This is a genomic window from Arthrobacter sp. TE12231 (genome assembly GCF_054062895.1).
This window is the reverse complement of the sequence record NZ_JBSSFS010000001.1, coordinates 58,856-80,822: the sequence shown is the minus strand read 5'-3', so window position 1 is coordinate 80,822 and position 21,967 is coordinate 58,856. Positions and strand designations below refer to the sequence as shown.

Genomic DNA, 21,967 nt, shown 5'->3' with positions numbered 1-21,967 from the left:
TGCTGCCCTACCTTTCAGAAGCTTGACCTTCGCATTGTCGAGTTAGCCGCTAAACCATTTACCTCGTTGGATGTGGGTCCGCACCGTAACCGCGTTGTCGCGCCACGCGACCGGGTCCCAGATTTGAAACAAATGCATTTTCCTGACAAGCTGTCGGAAAGATGCCGACAGCTTGTCAGCAACTTCATACTTTCCGCCCCCAACCTAGGACTGCCAATGTTCCTTGCACTCCGCGAATTGATCTTCGCGCGTGGCCGCTTCAGCCTGATGGGCGGTGTCATTGCACTCATCGCCGTACTGATGGTGATGCTCTCCGGCCTTTCCTCGGGCCTCGTCAACGATGGCGTGTCAGGCCTCAAGTCGATGCCCGTGACCACTATCGCCTTCGACCAGGGCACCAAGACCGACAACGCCTTCTCCCGCTCCGTGATCGATGACCAGCAGCTCAGCGCCTGGCGCGGCGTCGAGGGCGTGGCCGCCGCTGAGAAGATGGGCGTCGGTATGGCCAATGCCACGACCGATTCCGGCAAGCAGATTGACCTCACGCTCTTCGGCATCGAGCCTGGATCCTTCCTGGAACCGTCCCGCTCCGCAGGCACCGGCCTCGGAGATCCTGACGGCATTGTCGTGTCCTCGACCGCGAAGGCTGAAGGCATCGACCTCGGCACGGTCGTGACGCTGGACCGGATCGGCACGAAACTTAGAGTTGTTGGCTTCACCGATGGGCAGGCCACGTTCGGACACGTCGAGGTGGCCTACCTGCCCCTGAAAACCTGGCAGCTGATCACCTCCGGCCAGGCCGCCGCCGGAGCCCCGAGCGCCGAGCGCTTGTCCGCAGTGTCCTTTGATACCGCCAGCGTTGTTGCCGTCCAGGCCAAGCCCGGCGCCAAGCTGGACCTTGCCGCCGGCGACACTGCCGCCGGAACGACCAGCAAATCCCTGTCCGCCGCCTTCAATGCATCTCCCGGCTATGAGGCCGAGACCATGACCCTGAGCATGATCCAGGTCTTCCTCTACGCGATCTGCGCTCTGGTGGTCGGCGCGTTCTTCACCGTGTGGACGATCCAGCGCAAGCACGAAATTTCGGTCCTGCGGGCCATCGGAGCCTCAACGGGGTACCTGCTGCGGGATGGACTGGCCCAGGCCGCCATCCTATTGGTGGGATTCACCGCGCTGGGCGTGGCCGCCGGCCTGGGACTCGGCGCCGCCATGCCGGACGCTATGCCGTTCGCTCTCGAGGCCGCACCGATCGCCATAGCCACGGCTCTCACCATCGGGCTGGGCCTGATCGGTGCCACCGTGGCCGTGGTGCGCATTTCCCGGATCGACCCGCTCAACGCCCTCGGAGGACAGCGATGACCAGCTCCACCTTTCCCGCAGCCGGGGCAAGCCGTGCCGACGCACCGCAGGCCGCCGGCCTGTCCATCCGCCACGCGGTGATGGAACTCGGCGACGGCGACACCCGGGTGACAGCCCTCGATGACGTCAGCCTCGATGTTGCCCCAGGCGAGTTCCTCGCCATCGTCGGGCCGTCCGGTTCCGGCAAGTCTTCACTCCTCGCCGTCGCCGGCGCCCTGGCATCCCCGGATTCCGGAACGGTCACGGTCAACGGCCAGGACCTTTCCCAACTGAGCCAGGGCAAACGCGCTGCGTTCCGGCTGTCCAATATTGGCTTCGTCTTCCAGTCCGGCAACCTCATCCCCGCACTGACCGCGGCGGACCAGCTCCGCCTGGTCAACCGGCTCGCGGGCGGCCCGAAGACCTTCGACCCGGTTCCCCTACTGGAATCCGTCGGCATGGCCCACCGTGCGACCAACCGTCCCGGCCAGCTCTCCGGCGGCGAACGCCAGCGCGTCGGCATCGCACGGGCACTCGTCTCCGGGGCGAAACTCCTTCTCGTGGACGAACCGACTGCGTCCCTGGACCGGGCGCGCAGCCGCGAAGTCGTGGAACTCCTCGCACGTCAAAGCCACGAGCACGGCGTCGCAACCGTCATGGTCACCCACGACCACGACGTCCTCGGCTACTGCGACCGCATCGTCGAAATGGTGGACGGCCGCTTAGGGGCCCCGGCCCCGGTCCGCTAACACACCCGACCCCGGGCGCGAGACGGCGACCCGCTCAGCACGCCGCCGTCTCGCGCCGTACTCTTGATGCGTACGTCAGCCAGCGTCAAAGGATCCCGCCATGCCCAGAATCAGTGCCGCCACCGTCGCGGAACACCGCGCCGCACAAGAACGCGCACTACTGGACGCTGCCCACGAACTCCTACAAGAAACCTCCGAAGCGCCCACCATGGCCGACGTGGCCTTGCGGGCCGGACTCTCACGTCCCAGTGTCTACCAGTACTTCGGCTCCCGCCAGGACCTCCTCCAGGCGCTGGTCCGCGACATCTTTCCGCGCTGGACCGAGCGCGTCACCGGCGCCATGGCCGATGCCCCCACCAAAGCCGACCGCATACTGGCCTACGCCACAGCCAACGTGGACCTTGTCGCCGAAGGAGCGCACGCCGTGGGTTCGGCGCTGGCCGCGCTGGCCCCGGGGGCCGAACTCGACGAGCAAGCCACCCGCATGCATCGCCAGCTTCAGGAACCGCTCATCGAGACGCTCACAGAACTCGGGGTTCCGGACCCCGAGTCGCTGGCAGAGATGATCAACTCCGTCGTCCACGCCGGCACCCGCATGCTCGAATCCGGGCAAACGCTGGAACAAGTCCACTCCCACCTCAGCACGCTGCTCGGTCCCTTCGTGACAGCACGCCAAAACTCCGAAGGCACCCGCATTTAGGTCTCTTCGACCGCACCCTCATGGGTTCTTGTGTCCTTTGCTGAGGATTCCGTGACCGGAGGCGGCTCAGGTGACCGGCCAGTCCCCCGTCCCCCGTTGTTTTTCGCTGCTGGCGGAGCAGCGGGCACGTACGATCCTGAGGACAGCCTCCGAAGGACGGGAGCATGACAGAAGCCGATAGGTAATTGACAATTTCTGTAACACGACGAGGGCCTCCGCTAGCCAAGAGGGCCGGGATCGATCATGCTTAGCTATGACCTCAATGCCGAGCCAGTACCGGATCATCGCGGTATGCACCGGAAACATCTGCCGGTCCCCGATGGCCGAACTCATGCTGGCGGAGGCATTCCGTGCCGAGCGCCTCACCCGGGCGGTGGTGGATTCCGCAGGAACCACCGCGTATGAGGCCGGCCGGCCCATCGATCCCCGGGCCGCGCGCAAACTCACCTCCCAGAACATAGCCTCGGACCGCCACGTGGCGCGCGAATGGCGCCCTGAATGGTTCGTCAGCCGCGAGCTGATCCTGGCCCTCGACGTCGACCACTACGGCTGGCTCCGGCAGGCGGCACCGGACCGCGAGTCGCTGGCCAAAATCCGCATGCTGCGCAGCTTCGACCCCGCGGTGGCGGACAAGGACCCGCTGGAGCAGGGCATCGAGGACCCGTGGTACGGCGGCCACACCGACTTCGACACCACCTGGAACCTCATCCGAGCCTCCGTTCCGGGGATCGTGGAGCACGTCCGCACCGAGCTTCAGCGCCGGGACGGGCACCATGACGGCAGTGATCAACCCAATGCACAGCAGCGGGTACGCTCTATTTCATGAGCCCCGCACCCGTTATCCTCGCAATCGACGGGCGGTCCGGCTCCGGCAAGACCACCCTGGCCATCGAGCTGGCGGCGCGCCTCCGGGAACACCACAAAGTCTCGCTCTTCCACCTGGAGGACATCTACCCCGGCTGGAACGGGCTGGCGGCCGGCATTGAACGTTACGTCACTACAGTGCTGTCGCCCTTGCGTCGCGGGGAGGCCGCGGAGTGGGTCAGCTGGGACTGGGAGCGGCACTACGACGGCGAAGTCCGCACCACGCGCCCGGCCGAAATTGTCCTGGTCGAGGGCGTCGGCGCCGGCGCCGCAGCGGCGCGCCCGCTGCTGGACGCGGTGATCTGGGCCGATTCTTCCGACTCCGACCGCCGGGCCCGGGCGCTGGCCCGGGACGGCGAGACCTATGAACCGTTCTGGGACCAGTGGGCAGCCCAGGAAGATCAGTGGCTGGCGGCTGACGACGTCCCGGCCCGCGCCGATGTACACGTGCTGAACCGTGCGGACGGCGCCGCCCCCGACGACGTCCTGCAGGCCCTTCAATACCTTCCGGCCGTCGCGCCCGCGCTGCTGCCCGAACTCGCCATCCGACGCGCCCTGCAGTTGCGGGCTGAACGAATCGACGCCGAGCCTGACGCCGCGCAACTGTTCGATGCGCTCTTCGGCGGCTCAGCCAACGCCGTGTGGCTCGACTCCTCGCTGGATCCGGCGGGCCTCGCCCCGGAAGCTGCGGAACGGAGCCGCTTCAGCATCCTGGCCGACGACGGCGGCCGCTTCGGCCAGGCGGTCCGGCACAGTTCCGGACTGACCCGCGTCAGCGCGGGCCAGGCCACGGCGACCACCGACGGCCCGTTCTTCCGCTGGCTCGACGGCGTCTGGGGTCGCCGGGCGCTCCGGGCCCCCGAAGACTATCCGTGCGGGTTCACCTTGGGCTGGCTCGGGTACCTGGGCTACGAACTCAAGCGCGAAACCGGCGGCACCGACGTCGCGTCCCCCACCCCGGACGCCTGCCTGATCTTCGCCGGCCGCGCCGTAGTCCTGGACCATGCCGAGGGCACGGCCTGGCTGCTGGCCCTGGACACGCCCGACGCCGACGACTGGCTGAGGACCGCCCGCGGGGCTGTGGCCGCCGCAGCGGCGCCCGGTTCCGGAGTGTCCGGCTCCAGTGGATCCGCGGCACTTCGTTCGACCGCGACTCCGCTCGCCTCGCCGCAGTTCACGGCCCGAGACGCGGAAGCCGGCTACAAGGCCAAGGTCGCCGAGGCCCAGCGGGAGATCGCGGAAGGCAATACCTACGAGGTCTGCCTGACCACCGCGCTCACCGCGGCCACATCCGCGGTCCCGCACCGCGTAGGCCCGGACGGCCTGGATCCGTGGCAGACCTATCTGGAGCTGCGGCGCCGTAACCCGGCTCCCTTCGCCAGCTATCTGCGGTTCGACGGCCTCGCCGTGGCGAGCACATCTCCGGAGCGTTTCCTGCAGATTGCCGCGGACGGCAGGATGCGGGCCGAGCCGATCAAGGGGACGCGCGGCCGGGATGCGGACCCGGGTGCGGACGCGGCCCTGCGGCAGGAACTGGAGACCTCGGCGAAGGACCGCGCGGAAAACATCATGATCGTGGACCTGCTGCGCAATGACTTGAGCCATTTCGCCGTCCCGGGTTCGGTGGCCGTCAGCCGGCTGTGCGCGATCGAAAGCTACGCCACGGTGCACCAGATGGTGAGCACCATCGACGCTCAGCTCCGGCCCGGAATGCCGCGGGCCGAGGCTGTCGCCGCCTGCTTCCCTGCCGGTTCGATGACCGGCGCCCCGAAAGTCAGCACCATGGCCATCCTGGACCGGCTGGAGGCCGCCCCGCGCGGCGTGTACTCCGGGGCGATCGGCTATTTCTCCCTAAACGGGGCCGCCGACCTCGCCGTGGCGATCCGGACCCTGGTGGTCCGGGCCCTCGGCGACGGAACGGCGGAACTGAGTCTCGGCGTCGGCGGTGCCGTCACCGCAGATTCGTCCCCGCAGGAGGAATACGAGGAAATCCGGACCAAAGCATTCGGGGTCCTCTCGGCGCTCGGCACCGAGTTTCCCCGAGGCTGAGTTCGGCGAGGACCGAGTTTCCCCGAAGCTGAGTTCCGCCAGATCTGACGTCCCTGGACGCTGGACGGCACCACACAGCAGTTCCAGCAACGCCGGCGCTATTGCAGCGTTGCCGTCAGCCTCGCCACGTTGTCCACGTACTTGACCTTCATGGGCCGTTTGATCCAGTCGTCCAGCACGAGTTCGTGCGAAATGCTGCGGTAGGTGTCCTCGACCGCACGGATCCGCTGGACGATGTCCTCGCCAAGGAGCATCACGGAGACCTCGAGGTTCAGCGAGAAGGAGCGCATGTCCATGTTGCTGGAACCCAGCACGGCAACCTCGTTGTCGATCGTGAAGTGCTTGGCGTGCAGTACATACGGCGCCTTGTAGAGGAATATCCGTACCCCTGCCTCGAGCAGCGCCTCATAGTAGGACTGCTGCGCGTGGTGGACCAAGAACTGGTCACCCTTTTCCGAGACGAAGAGTTCCACCTCGACGCCGCGCTGCGCCGCCGTCGTCACCGCATAGAGCAGCGAGTCGTCCGGGACGAAGTAGGGGCTGCAGAGGGAGATCTTGTGCTGAGCTGAGTAGATGAGGGTATTGAAGAGTCGCAGGTTGTTCTCGGTGATGAACCCGGGGCCGCTGGGAACCACCTGTGCCGTGATGTTTCCGGGGTGGGACTCCGGCTGGTGCGCCAACTGCGCTTCAAGGGATTCGTCGGTTTCGCTGAGCCAGTCCGTCGCGAAAACCACATTTAGGGTGGTGACAATCGGCCCGCGCAGGCAGGCCATGAGCTCCACCCATTCGCGGCCCACCTTGCGGTGCTTGGGATTGTTGTAGGACGGCTCGATCAGGTTCTGGGATCCGGTGAAGGCGATCTCGCCGTCGATCACCATGATCTTGCGGTGGTTGCGAAGATCCGGCCGGCGCCACTGGCCGTGCACCGGGCTGAGCGGCAGCATGGGCCGCCAGCGGATCTTGCTGGCCTTGAGCCGGTCCTTCAGCTTGCGGTAACCCTTGATACGGAGTGTGCCCAGGTGGTCGAACAGGACGCGGACCTCGACACCGCGCTCCGCCGCCTCCTCCATCGCGGTCAACAGATCGTCCGTGACGTGGTCCGAACTCATGATGTAGAACTCGGCATTGACGAAGGATTTGGCGCCGCGGACCGCCTCCGTCATCGCCTTGATGGAATCGGGGTAGCCGGGCAGCAGCTCCACGCTGTTGCCGTCCACCATCGGCAGCGATCCCAGCGTCTTGTTCAGTTCAGAGGCGGACGCCACCCATTCGGGTCCGCTGTAGCGGCTTTCGACGGCCTGCAGCGCCGATGTCCCCGCCCGGACCCGGGTGTTGACGGCCTCCTGCTGGGCACGGCGGCGGCGGGAAAGCCGGAAGTTGCCGAACAGCAGGAACAAGGCCAGGCCCAGGGTGGGCACGATGAAGATGCCCAGGAGCCACGCCATCGCGGTGGTGGGCCGCCGGTTCCCGGGGATGATGCCCAGGGCCAGCACCCGGATGGCGAAGTCGACCAGGGTCAGGATCAGGACCGCCCAGGACGGTAAAGTCTCCGCCAGCGGAAATGGCCACAGCACAGGCGAACCCCTCAAGCTTCAGGCCCGCGGAACAGTTCCGGAACGGGCAACGAGCAAATCCTATCCCGGGACTACCGAGACTAAGCTGTAGCCATGACCTCTCCTGCCACTATGCCCGCGCCCGCGACCGTGCTGGTCTTCCTCGATCCGGCGTTCGAGGGCGGCCGCGTTGCTGACGCATCGAAGCCGCAACTGATGGCCACGGACCTGGGCGCCACCCGCGGCGATGGCGTTTTCGAATCACTGCTGGCCGTGGGCGGCCGGCCCCGCAAGATCCAGGCGCACCTGACCCGGCTGGCCGGCTCTGCCCGCCTGCTGGAGTTGGATATCCCCGCCGAGGACGCCTGGAGGCGCGCGGTGGAGACCGCCATCGGCGAGTACCGGCGCCAGGATCCTGCCGTGACCGCAGCCGGCGGCACGGACGATGATGAAGTGGTGGTGAAGCTGCTGGTCACCCGCGGGCCGGAAGGCGCCGCCGCCCCCACCTGCTGGGTCCAGGCGTCCGCCCCCGGGGCGGCGGGCCGCCGGCAGCGCGAGACCGGAATCGACGTCATCCTGCTGGACCGCGGCTACGACAGCGAAGTCGGCGAGCGCGCGCCCTGGCTGCTGCTCGGCGCCAAGACCCTCTCCTACGCCGTGAACATGGCAGCGCTGCGCTACGCCCACGAGCACGGCGCGGACGATGTCATCTTCACATCCGCGGACGGCCGGGTCCTGGAGGGACCGACGTCGACTGTTCTGTTGGCGCACCTGGAAACGACGGACGACGGCGCCGGCGGCGTTCGCACGATCCGGCGGCTCATCACCCCGCAGCTGGACAGCGGCATCCTCCCGGGCACCTCGCAGGGCGCCCTGTTCACGGCCGCCAAGGCTGCCGGCTGGGAGCTGGGCTACGGCCCGTTGGAGCCCAAGGACCTGCTGGACGCCGACGCCGTCTGGTTGATCTCCAGCATCCGGCTCCTGGCGCCGGTAAACCACATCGACGGCCAGGAAATCGGCACCCCGGAACTGCGCCGGCAGCTCACGGCCGAGCTCAACGCCCTCTTCGCCACGATCGAATAGCCGGCGGCACGGAACTCCGCACCGATGGCAGCCAGCACGGCGAACCCCGAGAACACCGCGTAGAGCGGCAGCGCCGGGAGTGCCCACAAGTGACGCAGGTTGCTGATCGTGCCGTCGACGGCAAGTGCGAGAGCCCCGGCGCAGAACACCGCCAGGACGACTGCGCCGCCGAGCCCCCAGGCCTCCGGTTGTGCCCAGATGTCCGGAAGCGGTTCGGCTCCGGGACGGGCTCCGGACAGGAGGTTCGCCGGCGCGAGGCAGGCCAGCGCGAGCACGCCGGCGGTCCGGACCGCTGGCAGGATGATGGCGGCAACCGTGATGGCCGCCAGGCAGTCGCCCATCGGACGCCGACGGAGGTCACCAACGGCTGACTTGTGGATCCCCAGGCACTGAAGCAGCGACCGTTCGCGCGCCACCCGCCGCCTCCACAGCTCACCGACGCGCACCGGGTGTTGGCCCGTGATGACGGCCCGCGGGGCGAATCCCACCCGGTAGCCTGCGCTTCGCACCCGCCAGCCCAACTCAAGCTGCGCGGCACCAGTGTCCTCCCTGAAGCCGCCGATCTCCGTCAGGACGTCACGCCGCACCGCGCCCATACCTGCCGCGAAGACGGGCAGGAAACCGGAGGCCGCTTGCGCCCGCCGGGCCATCCCGCCGCAGCCGCGGCCTATCAGGTCTACGATCCGCGCGGCAGGACCGGCAGTGAGGGTCCGTTCGCCGCCCCACACGGCGCCGACTCCGTCGGGACCGCCACTCCCGACGTCGAAGGCTTGCAGCATCCGGTCCACGGTCCGCCGGGTGAGGACGGCGTCCGCGGGAAGGAACATGAGCACCTCCCCCGCGGCCCGGCCCACGCCCAGGTTCAGTGCCGCCCCGTATCCCGCCGCCGCGGCGGGTGACCTTCCCGCAAACACAATCCGTCCGTCCTCGGCGGCGAACCCCGCCATGAGCTCCGGGGTGTCGTCCGTGGAGCCGGCATCCACCAGGATCAGCTCGTACCGCTCATACCGGCTCCCCTGGACTGACCGGATGCAGTCCGCCAGAAGCCCGCCCCCATTGTGCGCCGCCACAATGATGGACACGGTGGGCCACTGCTGCCAGAGAGTAGGCGCGTGGCGGCGCCGACACCGCGCGGACCGCACCTCAAAAGAGACGGCCAGCGCCAGAACAACAGCCGCCATCACCGCCGCCGCCAGGACGGGCAATCCGATGAACACCAGGACGAGTTCCTGTGCCGGGCCGACCGGCACCGGCGCCTCACCCCAGGGCATCGGCGGGAATCGCCGGGCATCGCCGGAAGGACGCCGGGTTGAATGCCGGGAGCATGAACGTTGCCAGGACGGCGTCGAGCAGTTCGGGCGCCCACGTGCTGTTCGCCCCGAGTGTCGGGCAGACGCCCAGCACCACGGGGGTTCCGTCCGCGCGGCGGCGGATCTGGACCTGGACCGGGCCGGTCAGCCCGAGCGTGCGGACGGCGGCCAGGCCCAGCTTCCGCACATCGTTGGCCTCGGCCGCCGGCACCCTGCGGCTGACTTCGTCGCTGCCGGCCCGACCGTACGGAGTTCTTGTCTTCTCAAGGACCACGGCCACCGGCGCCATCGCGTTGCGGGGCGGCGTGCCGAACACCAGGGCCACGTAGTCGGCGCCCGGGATGAACTCCTGGACCAGCTGCCCGGCCGGCAGGTTCTTCCAGCTGACGGAGCCGGTCCCGGCCAGCAGGTGGACGGCGTGGGTGCCTTTGAAAGTTCGCGGCTTGACGACGACGGGACCGTTGAGGTCGGCCAGGGACGCCGGCGCGGCGGCGAGGTCGCCCGGAACCCCGAAACGCGGGACGGGAATGCCGGCTGCCTGCAACGCCCATGCGGTGAACAGGTGGTCGTTGGCGAGGGCCACCGCGGCAGGGTCGCCGACGATGATCCGCACGTCCCGGCCGAATCCGGCGCGGGCCGCAGCCAGGACCGGGAGTTCCACGGTGAGGGTCGGAATGATGACGTTGATGGCTTCCCGGTCCACCAGCCGGCGCAGGTCCAGGACCATGTCCGGGTCCGTCGCCGGCAGGAGCCTGACTGCCGCTGCGGTGGTGGCGTCCTCGCCCTGCCGGGTGACGTCGCGGGCGTCGGAGCCGAGGCACGGGATGCCGCGGGCTGCTAGCTGGGCCGCGACGGCCCGGCCGGCGGCGCCTGCAATGCCAGTAACCAGTATGCGCGGGCCCACGGTTGCTCCATTCCGCCGTCACCCGCAGGGCCGCGGCTGCGGCTCCGGCGGTTCGGGCCACCGATTCAGACAAAAATTGAGGGACAGACAACTGCACGCAGAGATAACTTGATCCACAGAAAACGTGGGACGGGCCGACGTGTCAGTCCGATCCCCTCAGTAGACTGCGCAAACTCCCGGCGGACACGAGTGGGCAGTACCCGAAACTGGAGCCCGCTACTACTCGCCTTGGCGCCGCACCCGGTTCTCACCCCGCAACTCTGATTTCTCAGTCCGCCGCGTGTGTCACCCCGCGGAAACGCGGTCCGGTTACGGAACATGACGACGGCGGCGGTGCGGGCCGGCGTCGTAAGTGTTACGTTTTTGGGGAGTAATGAGAACCGGTGCCAAGCCCTGACTGGCCGGTCGGCAACCCTCCCTTTCGCGGCGGGGTGCCTCAGGTGAATACTCGGCATATCGACCATTCGAGCTGCAAGCGTGAAAGAGGAGATCCGTCGTGCCCGACACATCCATACCCGCTGTACCCGGTACAGCAGCCGCCCCCGGCACAGCCCCCGCCGCAGCTCCCGCCGGCGAGGACAAACTGGCCTACCGCCTGTTCACCGGCGCCGACGACCGCGCCTTCTGTGAGCGCGTGTCGGCCGCCCTGGCCGAGGGCTATGTCCTGCACGGAAGCCCCGCCGCCACCTTCAACGGCAGCACGGTGATCGTGGCGCAGGCCCTGGTCCTGCCGGCCGCAATTGCGAGCGCAGACGCCGCCGTGGCCAACGCCGTGGATGAACTCGACAGTGACGAGTTTGGTGCCGAAGACGCCTTCGAGGGCCACGCATGAGCTACGCCGGAGACCTCAGCCCGCACGAGGCGTGGGCCAAGCTGGAGGCCGGCGCCATCCTGGTGGACGTCCGGACCGAGGCCGAATGGGCCCACATCGGCATCCCGGATACGAAGGCCACGGACAACGATCCTCTCTTCATCCAGTGGACCCTCGCCGGCGGGGTGCCCAACCCGCACTTCGTGGAACAGCTCCAGCGCCAGGCGCCCGAGGACACCGCCGTCGAGCTCGTATTCCTGTGCCGCTCCGGCGCCCGGTCGATCGCCGCAGCGACGGCCGCGACGCAGGCCGGCTACACCTCCTACAACGTCCTTGAGGGCTTCGAAGGCGAGACCGACCGCTTTGGCGAACGCACCGTCAACGGCTGGAAGAACCGCGGCCTGCCCACCAACCTCGGAAAGATTTAAGTGACTTTCAATCCAGACGCCGCCGAATGGGCGGCCGACACCCAGGCCGTCCGCGGAGGCCTTGACCGTACAGGCTTCCAGGAAACCGCCGAGCCGATCTTCCTCAACTCAGGATTCGTCTACGAGTCCGCGGCCGCCGCCGAGCGCGCCTTCACCGGGGAGGACGAGCGCTTCGTCTACTCCCGCTACGGCAACCCGTCCGTCGCAACCTTCCAGGAGCGGCTGCGGTTGCTCGAGGGCACCGAGGCATGCTTTGCGACGGCGTCCGGCATGTCCGCCGTCTTCACCGCCCTCGGCGCGCTGCTGGGGGCCGGCGACCGGGTGGTCGCCGCCCGCTCGCTGTTTGGCTCGTGCTTTGTGATCCTCAACGAGATCCTGCCGCGCTGGGGCGTCGAGACAGTCTTCGTGGACGGTCCGGACCTCGAGCAGTGGAAGTCTGCGCTGTCCGAGCCGACGACGGCGGTCTTCTTCGAATCGCCGTCGAACCCGATGCAGGAGATCGTGGACATCGCCGCCGTGAGCGAACTGGCACACGCGGCCGGCGCCACGGTGGTGGTCGACAACGTCTTCGCCACCCCGCTGCTGCAGCGCTGCGGAGACCTCGGGGCCGACGTGATCGTCTACTCCGGCACCAAGCACATCGATGGACAGGGACGCGTGCTCGGCGGGGCAATCCTGGGGACCAAGGAATTCATCGACGGGCCCGTCAAGCAGCTCATGCGGCACACCGGCCCCTCGCTCTCCGCGTTCAACGCCTGGGTCCTGACCAAGGGCCTGGAGACCATGGCCCTGCGCGTCAACCATTCCTCCGCCTCCGCCCTGCGGCTGGCCGGCTGGCTTGAGCAGCAGCCCGCGGTCAGCTGGGTCAAGTACCCGCTGCTGCCCTCCCACCCGCAGTACGATCTCGCGGCGAAGCAGATGAAGGCCGGCGGCACCGTGCTCACGCTGGAACTCTCGCCGTCCCCGGGCCGCACCGCCAAGGAGGCCGCCTTCGCGCTCCTGGATGCGCTGCGGATCATCGATATCTCCAACAACCTCGGTGATTCGAAGTCCCTCATCACGCACCCGGCCACCACGACGCACCGCGCCATGGGCCCGGAAGGCCGCGCGGCAATCGGGCTCAGCGACGGCGTGGTGCGGCTTTCAGTCGGCCTGGAGGACGTCGAGGACCTGATCCGCGACCTCGGCCAGGCGCTCAAGCAGGTCTAGCCCCGGCGCACCCGGCCCAGGGATGGCTCGTGCCCGGCTGGCTCTCCGCCGGCGTCCCCTTGCGTCGTCACTTCGACGGCCCGTTCGACGACGGCGGCCAGCCCGCCGGCGCGGAACGGCTCCCGCTGCAGCTGCGAGCCCGTGCCCTCCGCCAGGATCCGCTCGACGCCCGCGCGCACCAGGTCCAGCTCGCCCTGTTCCTCAAGGACCGGGGCAACGAAGTCCACGAGTGCCCGGACGACGTCGGCGGCCGGGGCAGGGGTGAAAGTTCCAAAGTCCAGGAGCTGCCCGCGCAGTCCGCAGTTGCTGGCCTGCCATGCGGCCATCCGCAGCAGTAACGTGGGTACCGGGGCGGGCTCGACGCCGTCGTTCCATTCCCGCGACGCCGATTCCACGAGGGCGCGCACCAGCACGGCGATCAGCGCCGCATCCTCGGCCCGCAGGCAGACATCGGCGACCCTGACCTCCACGGTGGGATGCAGCCGAGCCAGCCGGGCATCGAAATAGATCATCCCTTCATCCATCAGGACATTGCTTTCCACCAGCCGGGTCACCAGCCGCCGGTAGACGGGCAGGCTGCCGAAGATCATCGTGGGGCCCGAGCCCGGCCAGCGGTTCCAGGCCTGGGTGCGGTAGCTTTCGAACCCTGTCTCTGCGCCGTTCCAGTACGGGGAATTCGCGCTGAGGGCGATCAGGACGGCAAGCTTGTCGCGGATCCGGTCCATCACGGCCACGCCCTCCTCCGGCGATTCCACAAAGGTGTGGACGTGGAGGCCGCAGGTCAGCTGGTTCCGGACCGTGAGCCCGAAGCGTTCCTGCATGGTCATGTACCGCTGATTCTGGGTGAGGTGCGTGGCGGCGCCTTGGGGCGAGGTGGCCAAGGCCGCGACTCGGCCGCCGTGCACGCGGGCGGCCTGGTCTGCCAAGGCCCGGCCCTGCCTGAGCTGCCGAAGAAGTTCCCTATAGTCCAGGCACGGCCGGGTCTGGGTCTCAATCTGTTCGAGCTTGAGCTCGTAGCTGAAGTCGGCGCCGCCCTCGTGGACCGGTTGCTGCCCCGGGAGAACCTGGGCGGCGTCCTGCTTCGGCGGGAGCAGGCTGGCCAGCATGAGGTCGGCGAGGGCAAGCAGCCGGCCCGATTCCGGGTCGACTATCAGCAGTTCTTCCTCCACGCCGAAGGTGCGCATAAATCTATTGTGCGTCAGGAACCGCCGACACGCCCTACGCCAACGCCGGGTCACTTCGCGCCCATCCCCCTGCGGACGGGCGCGATCAGACCTCGCGTTGCTTGGGATCAGTCTTGGAAATACTCGATCTTCGCGCCAATGGTGTTGAGCCGTTCGGCCAGATCCTCGTAGCCGCGCTCAATGACGTAGATGTTCCGCAGTTCCGAGACGCCGCGAGCCGCGAGCATGGCCAGCAGCAGGCAGGCCGCGGGGCGCAGGGCCGGCGGGCAGCCCACCTCGGCGGCACGCCACTTGGTGGGCCCGTTGACGTAGATCCGGTGCGGGTCGAGCAGCTGCACCTGGGCGCCCAGCTTGTTCAGCTCGGTCAGGTAGATGGCCCGGTTCTCGTATACCCAGTCGTGGATCATCGTCTGGCCGTGGGCGTTGGCCGCGATCACGGCGAAGAAGGGCAGGTTGTCGATGTTCAGGCCCGGGAAGGGCATGGGGTGGATCTTGTCTTCCGGCGCCCGCAGTTCCGAAGGCTTGGTGGTGACGTCCACCAGGCGGGTGCGGCCGTTGCGGGCAAAGTACTCCCCGGACACTTCGAGCCGCTGGCCCATCTGTTCCAGGGTCGCCAGCTCGATTTCCATGAACTCGATCGGGACGCGGCGGATGGTGACTTCCGAGTTCGTCACGATGCCGGCGGTGATGAGGCTCATCGCCTCGATCGGGTCCTCGGAGGGGAAGTATTCGATGTCGACGTCGATCGACGGGCGGCCCGTGATCTTCAACGTGGTGGTGCCGACGCCGTCGATCTCCACCCCGAGCATCTGCAGGTAGAAGCAGAGGTCCTGCACCATGTAGTTGGGGCTGGCGTTGCGGATGATGGTGGTGCCGCGGCGGTGCGCGGCGGCCATGATGGCGTTCTCGGTGACGGTGTCACCGCGTTCGCTGAGCACGAAGGAGCGGTCGTGGCTGTCCGACGGCGGTGCCTGGACCGCGTAGAACCCGGACTTCGCGTCCACGCTGAGCCCGAACTGGCTTAGCGCCTGCATGTGCGGCTGCACGGTGCGGGTGCCGAGGTCACAGCCGCCGGCGTAGGGCAGACGGTATGTGTCGGCCTCGTCCAGCAGCGGGCCCAGGAGCATGATGACGCTGCGGGTCCGGCGGGCCGCCTCCACATCCATGGATGCGAGGTCCAGGACAGCGGGGCGGCGGATCTGGAGGTCGTTCGCGTTGAGCCAGGTGCATTCGACGCCGATGCTGGTCAGCACCTCGACGATCCGGTTGACTTCCTCGATCCGGGCCAGCCGGCGCAGGGTGGTGGTGCCGCGGTTGATGAGGCTGGCGCACAAAAGGGCGACGCCGGCGTTCTTGCTGCTGTTGACGTCCACCGCGCCGGAAAGCGTGCGACCGCCCTCGACCCGGAGGTGGGTCATCTGGGGCCGGCCCACTTTGACGATGCTGTGCCCGACGATCGTCTCCAGCCGCTGGATCATCTTCAGGCTCAGGTTCTGCTTGCCCTGCTCCATCCGGGCGATGGCGCTCTGGCTGGTGCCGAGCTCGGCCGCGAGTTGTCCCTGGGTCCAGCCCTTGTCCCCGCGGGCCTCGCGGAGCAGGAGGCCGACATGTTCAGCAGTCTGTTGAGTCATGTCCCGAAAATATCACGCATGATCTACCGCACCCGGTATTTGCCGCCGGAATGGCGCCAATCTCACATGCATACCCGCATCATGCGATAACCGGCGCGGCGGCGCTGTGACAAGCGGCAGCGCGCAGGCGCGCCGGACGCTGCCGCGGCTACTGGCGGGTGAGGAAGACAAGGTTCCAGGTGCCCGCGCCGAGGGCTGCCGCGACGGCGGCTGCCGCAATGCCCAGCCCGCCCAAAAGCACCCAGGCGTCGAGTCCGCTGAACGTGGACGGCCTGGCCCAGGTCCGCGCCGCGCCGCCGAACCCGCGGGCCTCCATGGTCACCGCGAGCCGGGACGCGCTCCGGATCGCCTGCACCAGCAAGCCGAAGCTTTGGCCCATGGTGGCGCGGAAGCGCTGGTAGGGGTTGCCGCTTGAGCCCACGCCGCGGGCGCGCCGGGCCATCCCGATGGTTTGCCATTGCTCGGCCATGATTCCCACGAGCCGCATGGCGGCCAAGGTGCCCAGGACAAACCGGTGCGGCAGTTTCGCGTTCTGGGCCAGGGCGTCGGCCAGGTCCGTGGGGTCGGTGCAGCTCATCAGCAGCACCGCAGGCAGGGCGATCGCGAGCCCGCGGAGCATGAAACCGATCCCGAGCTGCAGGGAGCCGGCGCTGATGGACCAGATCCCGGCGTCGAACAGGACGGCTCCGGCGTCGGGCGCCAGGATGGCGGTGCTCCAGCCGCCGAGCGCCGCCGCGAGGATCAGCGGCCAGCCGCGCTGCCACAGCAGGGCAACGGTCAGCCCGGCCAGCGGCAGAAGCATCAGTTCGAAGGCCAGCGCCACCGAGGCAGAGACCCAGTCGATGGACAGAGCCAGCACCAGGGTGACCATGGTGACCGCCGTGAACTTCGCGAGCGGGTTGGCGCGGGTCAGCAGCGCATGGTTGCCGCGGACGCTCAGTTCGTCCCTCATGATGCGGCCGCCTCCGGCAGCTCCCGGTCCGGGCCGGCGGCGTTGACGGCCCCCGACCCGGCGGTGTCCCGGCCGTGGAGGCGCAGTTCGGTGCCGCCAAGGACAGCGCTGAATTCGGCGTCGTGCGTCACGGAGACCACGGCGGTGCCGGCGTCGAGAAGTTCAGAGAGGAACGAGGCAAGCTCGGCCCAGGTGTTGGCGTCCTGGCCGAACGTGGGCTCGTCCAGGACCAGTACCTGCGGGTGCGCAGCCAGCACGGTGGCCACCGAGAGGCGCCGTTTCTCGCCGCCCGAGAGCGTGTAGGGGTTGGCGTCCACGAGCTCCGTCAGCCGCAGCCGCTCCAGGAGCTCGTCCACACGGTCCTCGCCGTAGCCGAGGTGGCGGGGCCCGAACATAAGTTCGTCGTGGACCCTGCCGGTGACAAACTGGTGCTCGGGTTCCTGGAACACGGTCCCGATCCTGGCGATCAGCTGCTGGGCTTTCCACCGGTACGGGTCGGTCCCGGCGCCATCACCTACGCGACCGATGGCGCAACCACTGAGTTCCGTCGTGGCGGAGACCGTCCCCGCCACGGGGCGCAGGAGGCCGGCGAGCGTCAGTGCCAGGGTCGACTTGCCCGAACCGTTCTGCCCGGTGATGGTCAAGGCCTCTCCGGCACGGACCCGGGCCATGACCCCGGATTGCACGGGGCGCGGCGCAATCGTGCGGAAACCCTGGCGCAGTCCGGCCCGCCGCGGCCGCTCGCGGGAGACCGCGAGGGCGTCCGACGAGAGCAGGAGCTGCCCGGAGGCCGGGGCGGTCCGGGAACGTGTTGCGGGCACGTAGCCGGGCACCCAGACGCCCGCACCGATGAGCATGTCCCGCGCCTCGGCCAGGACCTGGTCCGGCGGCCCGTCAATCAGGACCGCGGAGTCCGTGGCGGACCCGGGCTGCAGCACCACGATCCGGTCCACGAGGTCCTTCCAGACCGCCACCCGGTGCTCCACCACCACCAGGGTGGCGCCGGTCTTGTCCAGGCAGCGGCCAACGGCGTCGCGGACTTCCAGGACGCCGGCGGGATCCAGGTTGGCGGTGGGCTCGTCGAGCAGCAGCAACCCCGGCCGCATCGCGAGGATCCCGGCGAGCGCCAGGCGCTGCTTTTGGCCGCCCGACAGCGCCGACGTCGGGTGGTCCAGCGGCAGCCTGCCCAGCCCGACGTCGTCGAGCGCCTCGCGGACCCGCGGCCAGATCTCCCCGGCCGGGACAGAGAGGTTTTCGGCGCCGAAGGCGACGTCGTCGCCGAGGCGCGAGAGCACCACCTGGGTTTCCGGGTCCTGCTGCACGAGCCCGGCGCGGCCGCGCTGTGCACGGGGCGCAGCGCCATCGATCAGCAGGCTGCCGGTCTCGTCGGATTCTTTGGCGTCGCCAGCCTCCCCCACCGCGCCGTCCCCGAGCACACCCGCCAGGGCGTGGAGCAGGGTTGATTTGCCGGCGCCGGACGGGCCCAGCAGGAGCACGCGCTCCCCCGGCCGGATGTCCAGGTCAAGTCCGCTGACCGCAGGCCGGAGCCTTCCGGCGTGCCGCCAGCCCCAGCCGCGGGCTGTGACGGCGGCCGGGCGTACGCCTGGTGAAGATGTCATGAGTCGCCTGTGCAATTCCAAGAGGGCCGTTCCGGAGTGGGTGCAGGAACGTGGTTCAGGAGAAGACAGGCTCCGTGGCGGCCTTGCGGGAGGCAAAGGAGCCCAGCACGCCGGTCTTGGCCAGGCCGCGGGTGGCGAGCCAGGACAGTCCGCCGGCAATCACGGCGCCGGAGATGGTGGTGAAGACGATGTAGGCGAGCTTGTCGCCGGCTTCGTAGGCAATGTTCCAGCCCCACGGCAGGAAGGAGTCGTTCAGGCCGCAGAAGAGGCCCGCGCCGGCTCCGGCCAGGAGGGACACCGGGAGGTTGAACTTCTTGTAGAGGAAGGCCGCGAACACCAGTTCCGCGCCGAGGCCCTGCAGGACTCCGGAGATCAGGACCGTGGTGCCGTACTGCGAGCCCATGATCAGCTCGCCCGTGGCCGCCACCGTCTCGCAGAAGAGGGCTGCCCCGGGCTTGCGGATGATGAGCATGCCGAGCACTGCCGGGATCATCCATCCGCCGGCGTAGAGTCCGCTGAGCGGCGGGTAGATCGTGTTGACCGGGGTGGAAATCAGGTTCGCGCCCTGATCCCAGGCCCAGAAGATGACGCCCCCGGCGACGGCGATCAAGGCGGCAACCACAATGTCCACCACACGCCAGTTGTAGGTGCGCCGGGCCGATGAACGGCTGCTGGAACCATGCTGTGCTGAAATATCTGTCATGTCGTCCTCCTGAGGAACAGGAGGGGAGGGTGCTCCGGCCGGCCTCGGCTTCCGCCGCCCTCCGCGCACCCTGAGAACTCGACTCCCTTGCGCCGGTACTAACCGGATCAGGTTCGAGGGTCTGCGGCTGTCCGCACTCTCAGCGCCCACCACTGGTTTCCCCGGACTCTTCCGGCGATGCCCGACGGCGGCGCTCCCCTGTCGTAATTATTTCGCCCTTGTGGGCTGGCTCAGTTTACACCCGAACGGCCCGGGTTATCAGTGGAGTGCTGTCACAATCCGCGGCCTGCCCCAGGCGCACCCCGCGGCCGGGAAGAGCCGCTTGGTAGAGTCGACGTGTCGGCCCCCGGACCCGCGAGCGGGCGGCCTTGTCGCCCACCGGAAAGCTGGACCATTTTGACGCACACACCGGCCACGCCAGATCCCTCCGCCGAGTACGACCCGGACTCGAGCGAGCCGCAACCGCACGGTTCCCTGGCGGCGCTCATTGGCCGCGTGCTGGCCGAAATGGATGCGCTCCAGTTCGCATCGTTCAGCAAGGACGATGCCCTGGACCTCGGGCTGCTCCTGGTCGAACTGGGCAGGCAACGCTCGCTGCCCATCGCCGTCGACATCACCAAGGGCGAGCAGGTGCTCTTCCACGCGGCGCTGGACGGCGCCACTCCGGACAACGAACGCTGGATCAACGCCAAGAAGCGCACGGCCCAGCGCTACGAGGTCCCGTCCCTGCTGGTGGGCCTCCGGGCCCGCGCTGCCGGCGGAAGGATCGAGGACAACGCCTGGTTCGATCAGATGGAGTTCGCCGCCCACGGCGGAGCGTTCCCCATCTACGTGCGCGGCACCGGTGCCGTAGCCGTCGTGACTGTCTCCGGGCTGCCGCAGAAGGCAGACCACGACCTCGTGGTCGAGGCTTTACGGACGGTCCTCACGCCGGGAGCTTAGGCGGCGGCGCCGTCCGCGCGCGGCGTCCTCCGGGACAGCCGGATCAGCGCAATCCCCACCGCCGTGAACCAGGCCCACATCAGGATGCCGTACACCAGGTAGACCTCCGGAACGGCGAACCGGAGTACCTCCGCCACCACGCCAACCGCGCCCGCGGCCACGCCGAGCCAGGCCACCGCACGGGGCAGCACGCCCTTGAGCATGGTCAGCGACATCAGCAGGATGCCGAGCGCGGACAGGACGCCGACGGCGGCAGGCGTGTTGTTCTCGGCGATCAGCGCCTCCGCCGCGGCGGCATAGCGGAGCCGGGCATCGGCCCCGGCGGTGCCGATCGCGTTCGCGTAGCTGTCACTGAGATTGACCAGGATCATCGATCCGCGGCTCGTGACCGGAACGGCCAGGAACAGCGCCCACGGCAGGGCGCCGATCACCGTGGCCATGAGGGCCAGGCTCTTGTTCAGCGGGGCGAGTGCCACGAAGAGGGTCACGAATACCAGAACCGGAAGAATGTTGGGCACGGTCCACAGGAGTTGTTCGGCGACGTAGACCGCCGTGTGCCCGGCGATGAACTCGAGGGTTTCGGCACCGCCGTGGATCGGTGGCGGGGCAATGGCGTCCAGAACCACTGCCACGATCAACAACGCCACGAACGCGACGGCGGAGATTCCGGCCCAGAAGTAGAGTTGCCGCCAGCTCTGACTGTCCGCCGCGGCGCCCCGGGCATGGCCGAGCGGGCGGGTCCGGGGCTGTTCCATGCTCAAAAGTACGTCCGGCGGGCGAGGCAATACAGGGGCGTTGGCCCTGTCTGGATGCCCGGGCAAGGAACGCTAGGCTAGGGGCAGCCCTGTTTCCTCCCTTAAGGAGTTACGAAGAATGAACCTCTTCATCAAGCTGCTCGGCACCGGCGTCAGCCTCCTGGCCGGTTACGCCGGCGCCAAGCTCGTTGACACCGTCTGGGAGAAGTCCACGGGCAGCAAGCCGCCCACGGACAACGACGACGTCCCCACCACGCTGCACCACGCATTGGCGTTCGCGCTGATCTCGGCCGCGGTCAGCACCGTCATCCAGGTGCTCGCCAACCGCGGCACCCAGCGCGCGATCACCCGCTTCGCCAAGACCCAGGACGTCGTCTAACGAGGGCATTTCAAGGACGTTGACTAGCTTGGCTCGACGAGCAGCTTCCTGATCTCGGTGAGCTTGGCTTCGGACTCTTCGAGGCGCAGGCGGAGTCCTTCGACCGTACCCGTGTCGGCCGCATCGACTAGCGGCGCGGGTTCCTTCTTCTTGGGCGACAGGAAGAAGTTGGCAAGGTAACCGGTGAACGTACCGAAGATGCCGACACCGATGACAATGATGCCTGCCCCGATAATACGGCCCGCATCCGTGACCGGATATTGGTCTCCGTATCCGACTGTCGAGATCGTGACGATCGTGTACCAGAGGGCGTCCGAAGCGGTCCTGATATTGGCCCCCGGGGCGCCCTGCTCGACGCGGAGCACCGAGAGGCTTCCGAATTCCAGCACCAATATGCCCATGAGCAGCAGTATGTACAGGGAACTGCCGGCCCGATCTTTGCTCAGCGCGCGGCCGATCGTGCGGATGCCGACATCGCGGAGCAGGCGGTACACCCGGATCAGCCGGAAGATGCGCAGGATCTTGAATTGCGCCACAGGCACGCTCGCCAAGAGGTCGGCCCAGCCGAAGTGCTTGAAGAAATAGGCGCCCGCCGATGGCGCGGTGAAGATCCGGTAAAGGAAGTCGGCGACGAAGATCGCGCTGAAAACGGAGTTCATCACGGTGAGTACGGTGTCGAGCGACTTCTCCTGCACGGCATACAAGAGCAAGAGATTCACGATCGACAGGATCGAAAGGATACCGATGAAGATCTCGTATCCGATGCTCTTCAGTTCACTGCGTTCCTTGGTCATGTGAGGATTC

Annotated in this window: 20 protein-coding genes, 1 pseudogene and 2 riboswitches; of the genes and pseudogenes, 11 read left to right on the top strand and 10 right to left on the bottom strand. The window is 68.0% G+C overall.

Annotation, left to right across the window (positions count from 1 at the left end; all coding sequences use genetic code 11):
- The first annotated feature begins 216 nt into the window (after positions 1-216).
- From ACVWYS_RS00330 to pabB, 5 genes are all read left to right on the top strand, one after another.
- Positions 217-1,359, top strand: coding sequence for an ABC transporter permease (locus ACVWYS_RS00330; protein WP_344360743.1), 1,143 nt, complete (start codon positions 217-219; stop codon positions 1,357-1,359).
- Positions 1,356-2,087, top strand: a complete 732-nt coding sequence (locus tag ACVWYS_RS00325) for an ABC transporter ATP-binding protein (protein WP_344360740.1) — start codon at positions 1,356-1,358, stop codon at positions 2,085-2,087. Before ACVWYS_RS00330 ends, ACVWYS_RS00325 begins: the two co-directional genes overlap by 4 nt.
- Before the next feature lie 100 nt (positions 2,088-2,187).
- A complete protein-coding gene (locus ACVWYS_RS00320; RefSeq protein ID WP_344360738.1) occupies positions 2,188-2,787 on the top strand; it encodes a TetR/AcrR family transcriptional regulator in 600 nt (199 codons plus the stop codon).
- A 253-nt stretch (positions 2,788-3,040) separates the two neighbouring features.
- Positions 3,041-3,613 (top strand): low molecular weight protein-tyrosine-phosphatase, encoded by a 573-nt coding sequence (locus ACVWYS_RS00315; RefSeq protein ID WP_456509171.1) that lies wholly within the window; start codon positions 3,041-3,043, stop codon positions 3,611-3,613.
- Complete coding sequence (gene pabB, locus ACVWYS_RS00310; protein WP_456509170.1) at positions 3,610-5,700, top strand: aminodeoxychorismate synthase component I; 2,091 nt, start codon at positions 3,610-3,612, stop codon at positions 5,698-5,700. The genes ACVWYS_RS00315 and pabB overlap by 4 nt, the downstream gene beginning before the upstream one ends.
- Positions 5,701-5,798: 98 nt before the next feature.
- Here the strand turns inward: pabB and cls are convergent, their stop codons facing one another.
- Complete coding sequence (cls, locus tag ACVWYS_RS00305) at positions 5,799-7,274, bottom strand: cardiolipin synthase (protein WP_425547089.1); 1,476 nt, start codon at positions 7,272-7,274, stop codon at positions 5,799-5,801.
- Positions 7,275-7,367: 93 nt separating this feature from the next.
- Here cls and ACVWYS_RS00300 point away from each other — a divergent pair, with 93 nt between their 5' ends.
- Entirely contained in the window at positions 7,368-8,336 is a 969-nt protein-coding gene (locus tag ACVWYS_RS00300) for an aminodeoxychorismate lyase (RefSeq protein WP_344360729.1), read from the top strand.
- Positions 8,337-8,764: 428 nt separating this feature from the next.
- On the opposite strand, the pseudogene ACVWYS_RS00295 reads toward ACVWYS_RS00300, so the two are convergent.
- A pseudogene (locus ACVWYS_RS00295) lies at positions 8,765-9,517 on the bottom strand (glycosyltransferase); the annotation flags it as partial.
- 76 nt (positions 9,518-9,593) lie between these two features.
- Complete coding sequence (locus ACVWYS_RS00290) at positions 9,594-10,550, bottom strand: ATP-grasp domain-containing protein (RefSeq protein ID WP_344360727.1); 957 nt, start codon at positions 10,548-10,550, stop codon at positions 9,594-9,596.
- Positions 10,551-10,919: 369 nt separating this feature from the next.
- Positions 10,920-11,034: riboswitch (SAM riboswitch) on the top strand.
- A gap of 99 nt (positions 11,035-11,133) precedes the next feature.
- Between ACVWYS_RS00290 and ACVWYS_RS00285 the strand changes: the two genes are divergently transcribed.
- From ACVWYS_RS00285 to ACVWYS_RS00275, 3 genes are read left to right on the top strand one after another with little or no spacing between them, the layout of a single operon-like run.
- Positions 11,134-11,382 carry a DUF1737 domain-containing protein gene (locus tag ACVWYS_RS00285; protein ID WP_237563499.1) on the top strand — a complete coding sequence of 83 codons (249 nt, stop codon included), beginning with the start codon at positions 11,134-11,136 and terminating at the stop codon, positions 11,380-11,382.
- Entirely contained in the window at positions 11,379-11,789 is a 411-nt protein-coding gene (locus tag ACVWYS_RS00280; RefSeq protein WP_456508036.1) for a rhodanese-like domain-containing protein, read from the top strand. Before ACVWYS_RS00285 ends, ACVWYS_RS00280 begins: the two co-directional genes overlap by 4 nt.
- The gene (locus ACVWYS_RS00275; RefSeq protein WP_344360723.1) at positions 11,790-12,998 is read left to right on the top strand and encodes an O-succinylhomoserine sulfhydrylase; all 1,209 of its coding nucleotides are present in this window, start codon (positions 11,790-11,792) and stop codon (positions 12,996-12,998) included. It begins immediately after the preceding gene.
- Here the strand turns inward: ACVWYS_RS00275 and ACVWYS_RS00270 are convergent.
- The 5 genes from ACVWYS_RS00270 to ACVWYS_RS00250 all read right to left on the bottom strand — a co-directional run bounded on the left by ACVWYS_RS00270 (position 12,995) and on the right by ACVWYS_RS00250 (position 19,087).
- Positions 12,995-14,182 (bottom strand): glutamate--cysteine ligase 2, encoded by a 1,188-nt coding sequence (locus tag ACVWYS_RS00270; RefSeq protein WP_344360720.1) that lies wholly within the window; start codon positions 14,180-14,182, stop codon positions 12,995-12,997. The two genes, ACVWYS_RS00275 and ACVWYS_RS00270, sit on opposite strands and share 4 nt — an antisense overlap.
- Before the next feature lie 107 nt (positions 14,183-14,289).
- Entirely contained in the window at positions 14,290-15,813 is a 1,524-nt protein-coding gene (locus ACVWYS_RS00265; RefSeq protein ID WP_091254494.1) for a UDP-N-acetylglucosamine 1-carboxyvinyltransferase, read from the bottom strand.
- Positions 15,814-15,961: 148 nt separating this feature from the next.
- On the bottom strand, positions 15,962-16,765 hold the full coding sequence (locus ACVWYS_RS00260) for an energy-coupling factor transporter transmembrane component T family protein (protein ID WP_116767883.1): 804 nt from the start codon (positions 16,763-16,765) through the stop codon (positions 15,962-15,964).
- On the bottom strand, positions 16,762-18,384 hold the full coding sequence (locus ACVWYS_RS00255) for an ABC transporter ATP-binding protein (protein WP_456508035.1): 1,623 nt from the start codon (positions 18,382-18,384) through the stop codon (positions 16,762-16,764). The genes ACVWYS_RS00260 and ACVWYS_RS00255 overlap by 4 nt, the downstream gene beginning before the upstream one ends.
- Positions 18,385-18,439: 55 nt before the next feature.
- Positions 18,440-19,087, bottom strand: coding sequence for an ECF transporter S component (locus tag ACVWYS_RS00250; RefSeq protein ID WP_456508034.1), 648 nt, complete (start codon positions 19,085-19,087; stop codon positions 18,440-18,442).
- A gap of 66 nt (positions 19,088-19,153) precedes the next feature.
- A riboswitch (TPP riboswitch) is annotated at positions 19,154-19,297 on the bottom strand.
- 186 nt (positions 19,298-19,483) lie between these two features.
- Here ACVWYS_RS00250 and ACVWYS_RS00245 point away from each other — a divergent pair.
- Complete coding sequence (locus ACVWYS_RS00245; protein ID WP_456508033.1) at positions 19,484-20,029, top strand: heme-degrading domain-containing protein; 546 nt, start codon at positions 19,484-19,486, stop codon at positions 20,027-20,029.
- Here the strand turns inward: ACVWYS_RS00245 and ACVWYS_RS00240 are convergent.
- Positions 20,026-20,784: a DUF4386 family protein gene (locus ACVWYS_RS00240; protein WP_456508032.1), complete on the bottom strand. Its 759-nt coding sequence runs from the start codon at positions 20,782-20,784 to the stop codon at positions 20,026-20,028. The genes ACVWYS_RS00245 and ACVWYS_RS00240 overlap by 4 nt on opposite strands.
- A 118-nt stretch (positions 20,785-20,902) precedes the next feature.
- Here ACVWYS_RS00240 and ACVWYS_RS00235 point away from each other — a divergent pair, with 118 nt between their 5' ends.
- On the top strand, positions 20,903-21,163 hold the full coding sequence (locus tag ACVWYS_RS00235) for a DUF4235 domain-containing protein (protein ID WP_344360707.1): 261 nt from the start codon (positions 20,903-20,905) through the stop codon (positions 21,161-21,163).
- A 23-nt stretch (positions 21,164-21,186) separates the two neighbouring features.
- Here ACVWYS_RS00235 and ACVWYS_RS00230 read toward each other — a convergent pair whose 3' ends face one another.
- Positions 21,187-21,957 carry an ion transporter gene (locus ACVWYS_RS00230; protein ID WP_456508031.1) on the bottom strand — a complete coding sequence of 257 codons (771 nt, stop codon included), beginning with the start codon at positions 21,955-21,957 and terminating at the stop codon, positions 21,187-21,189.
- Positions 21,958-21,967: the final 10 nt, after the last annotated feature.

Excerpts from the sequence above, each read along its gene's own strand:
- ACVWYS_RS00330 (WP_344360743.1), top strand. The coding sequence starts at position 217 with ATGTTCCTTGCACTCCGCGAATTGATCTTCGCGCGTGGCCGCTTCAGC.
- ACVWYS_RS00325 (WP_344360740.1), top strand. The coding sequence starts at position 1,356 with ATGACCAGCTCCACCTTTCCCGCAGCCGGGGCAAGCCGTGCCGACGCA.
- ACVWYS_RS00320 (WP_344360738.1), top strand. The coding sequence starts at position 2,188 with ATGCCCAGAATCAGTGCCGCCACCGTCGCGGAACACCGCGCCGCACAA.
- ACVWYS_RS00315 (WP_456509171.1), top strand. The coding sequence starts at position 3,041 with ATGACCTCAATGCCGAGCCAGTACCGGATCATCGCGGTATGCACCGGA.
- pabB (WP_456509170.1), top strand. The coding sequence starts at position 3,610 with ATGAGCCCCGCACCCGTTATCCTCGCAATCGACGGGCGGTCCGGCTCC.
- ACVWYS_RS00300 (WP_344360729.1), top strand. The coding sequence starts at position 7,368 with ATGACCTCTCCTGCCACTATGCCCGCGCCCGCGACCGTGCTGGTCTTC.
- ACVWYS_RS00280 (WP_456508036.1), top strand. The coding sequence starts at position 11,379 with ATGAGCTACGCCGGAGACCTCAGCCCGCACGAGGCGTGGGCCAAGCTG.
- ACVWYS_RS00270 (WP_344360720.1), bottom strand. The coding sequence starts at position 14,182 with ATGCGCACCTTCGGCGTGGAGGAAGAACTGCTGATAGTCGACCCGGAA.
- ACVWYS_RS00265 (WP_091254494.1), bottom strand. The coding sequence starts at position 15,813 with ATGACTCAACAGACTGCTGAACATGTCGGCCTCCTGCTCCGCGAGGCC.
- ACVWYS_RS00260 (WP_116767883.1), bottom strand. The coding sequence starts at position 16,765 with ATGAGGGACGAACTGAGCGTCCGCGGCAACCATGCGCTGCTGACCCGC.
- ACVWYS_RS00255 (WP_456508035.1), bottom strand. The coding sequence starts at position 18,384 with ATGACATCTTCACCAGGCGTACGCCCGGCCGCCGTCACAGCCCGCGGC.
- ACVWYS_RS00250 (WP_456508034.1), bottom strand. The coding sequence starts at position 19,087 with ATGACAGATATTTCAGCACAGCATGGTTCCAGCAGCCGTTCATCGGCC.
- ACVWYS_RS00240 (WP_456508032.1), bottom strand. The coding sequence starts at position 20,784 with ATGGAACAGCCCCGGACCCGCCCGCTCGGCCATGCCCGGGGCGCCGCG.
- ACVWYS_RS00235 (WP_344360707.1), top strand. The coding sequence starts at position 20,903 with ATGAACCTCTTCATCAAGCTGCTCGGCACCGGCGTCAGCCTCCTGGCC.
- ACVWYS_RS00230 (WP_456508031.1), bottom strand. The coding sequence starts at position 21,957 with ATGACCAAGGAACGCAGTGAACTGAAGAGCATCGGATACGAGATCTTC.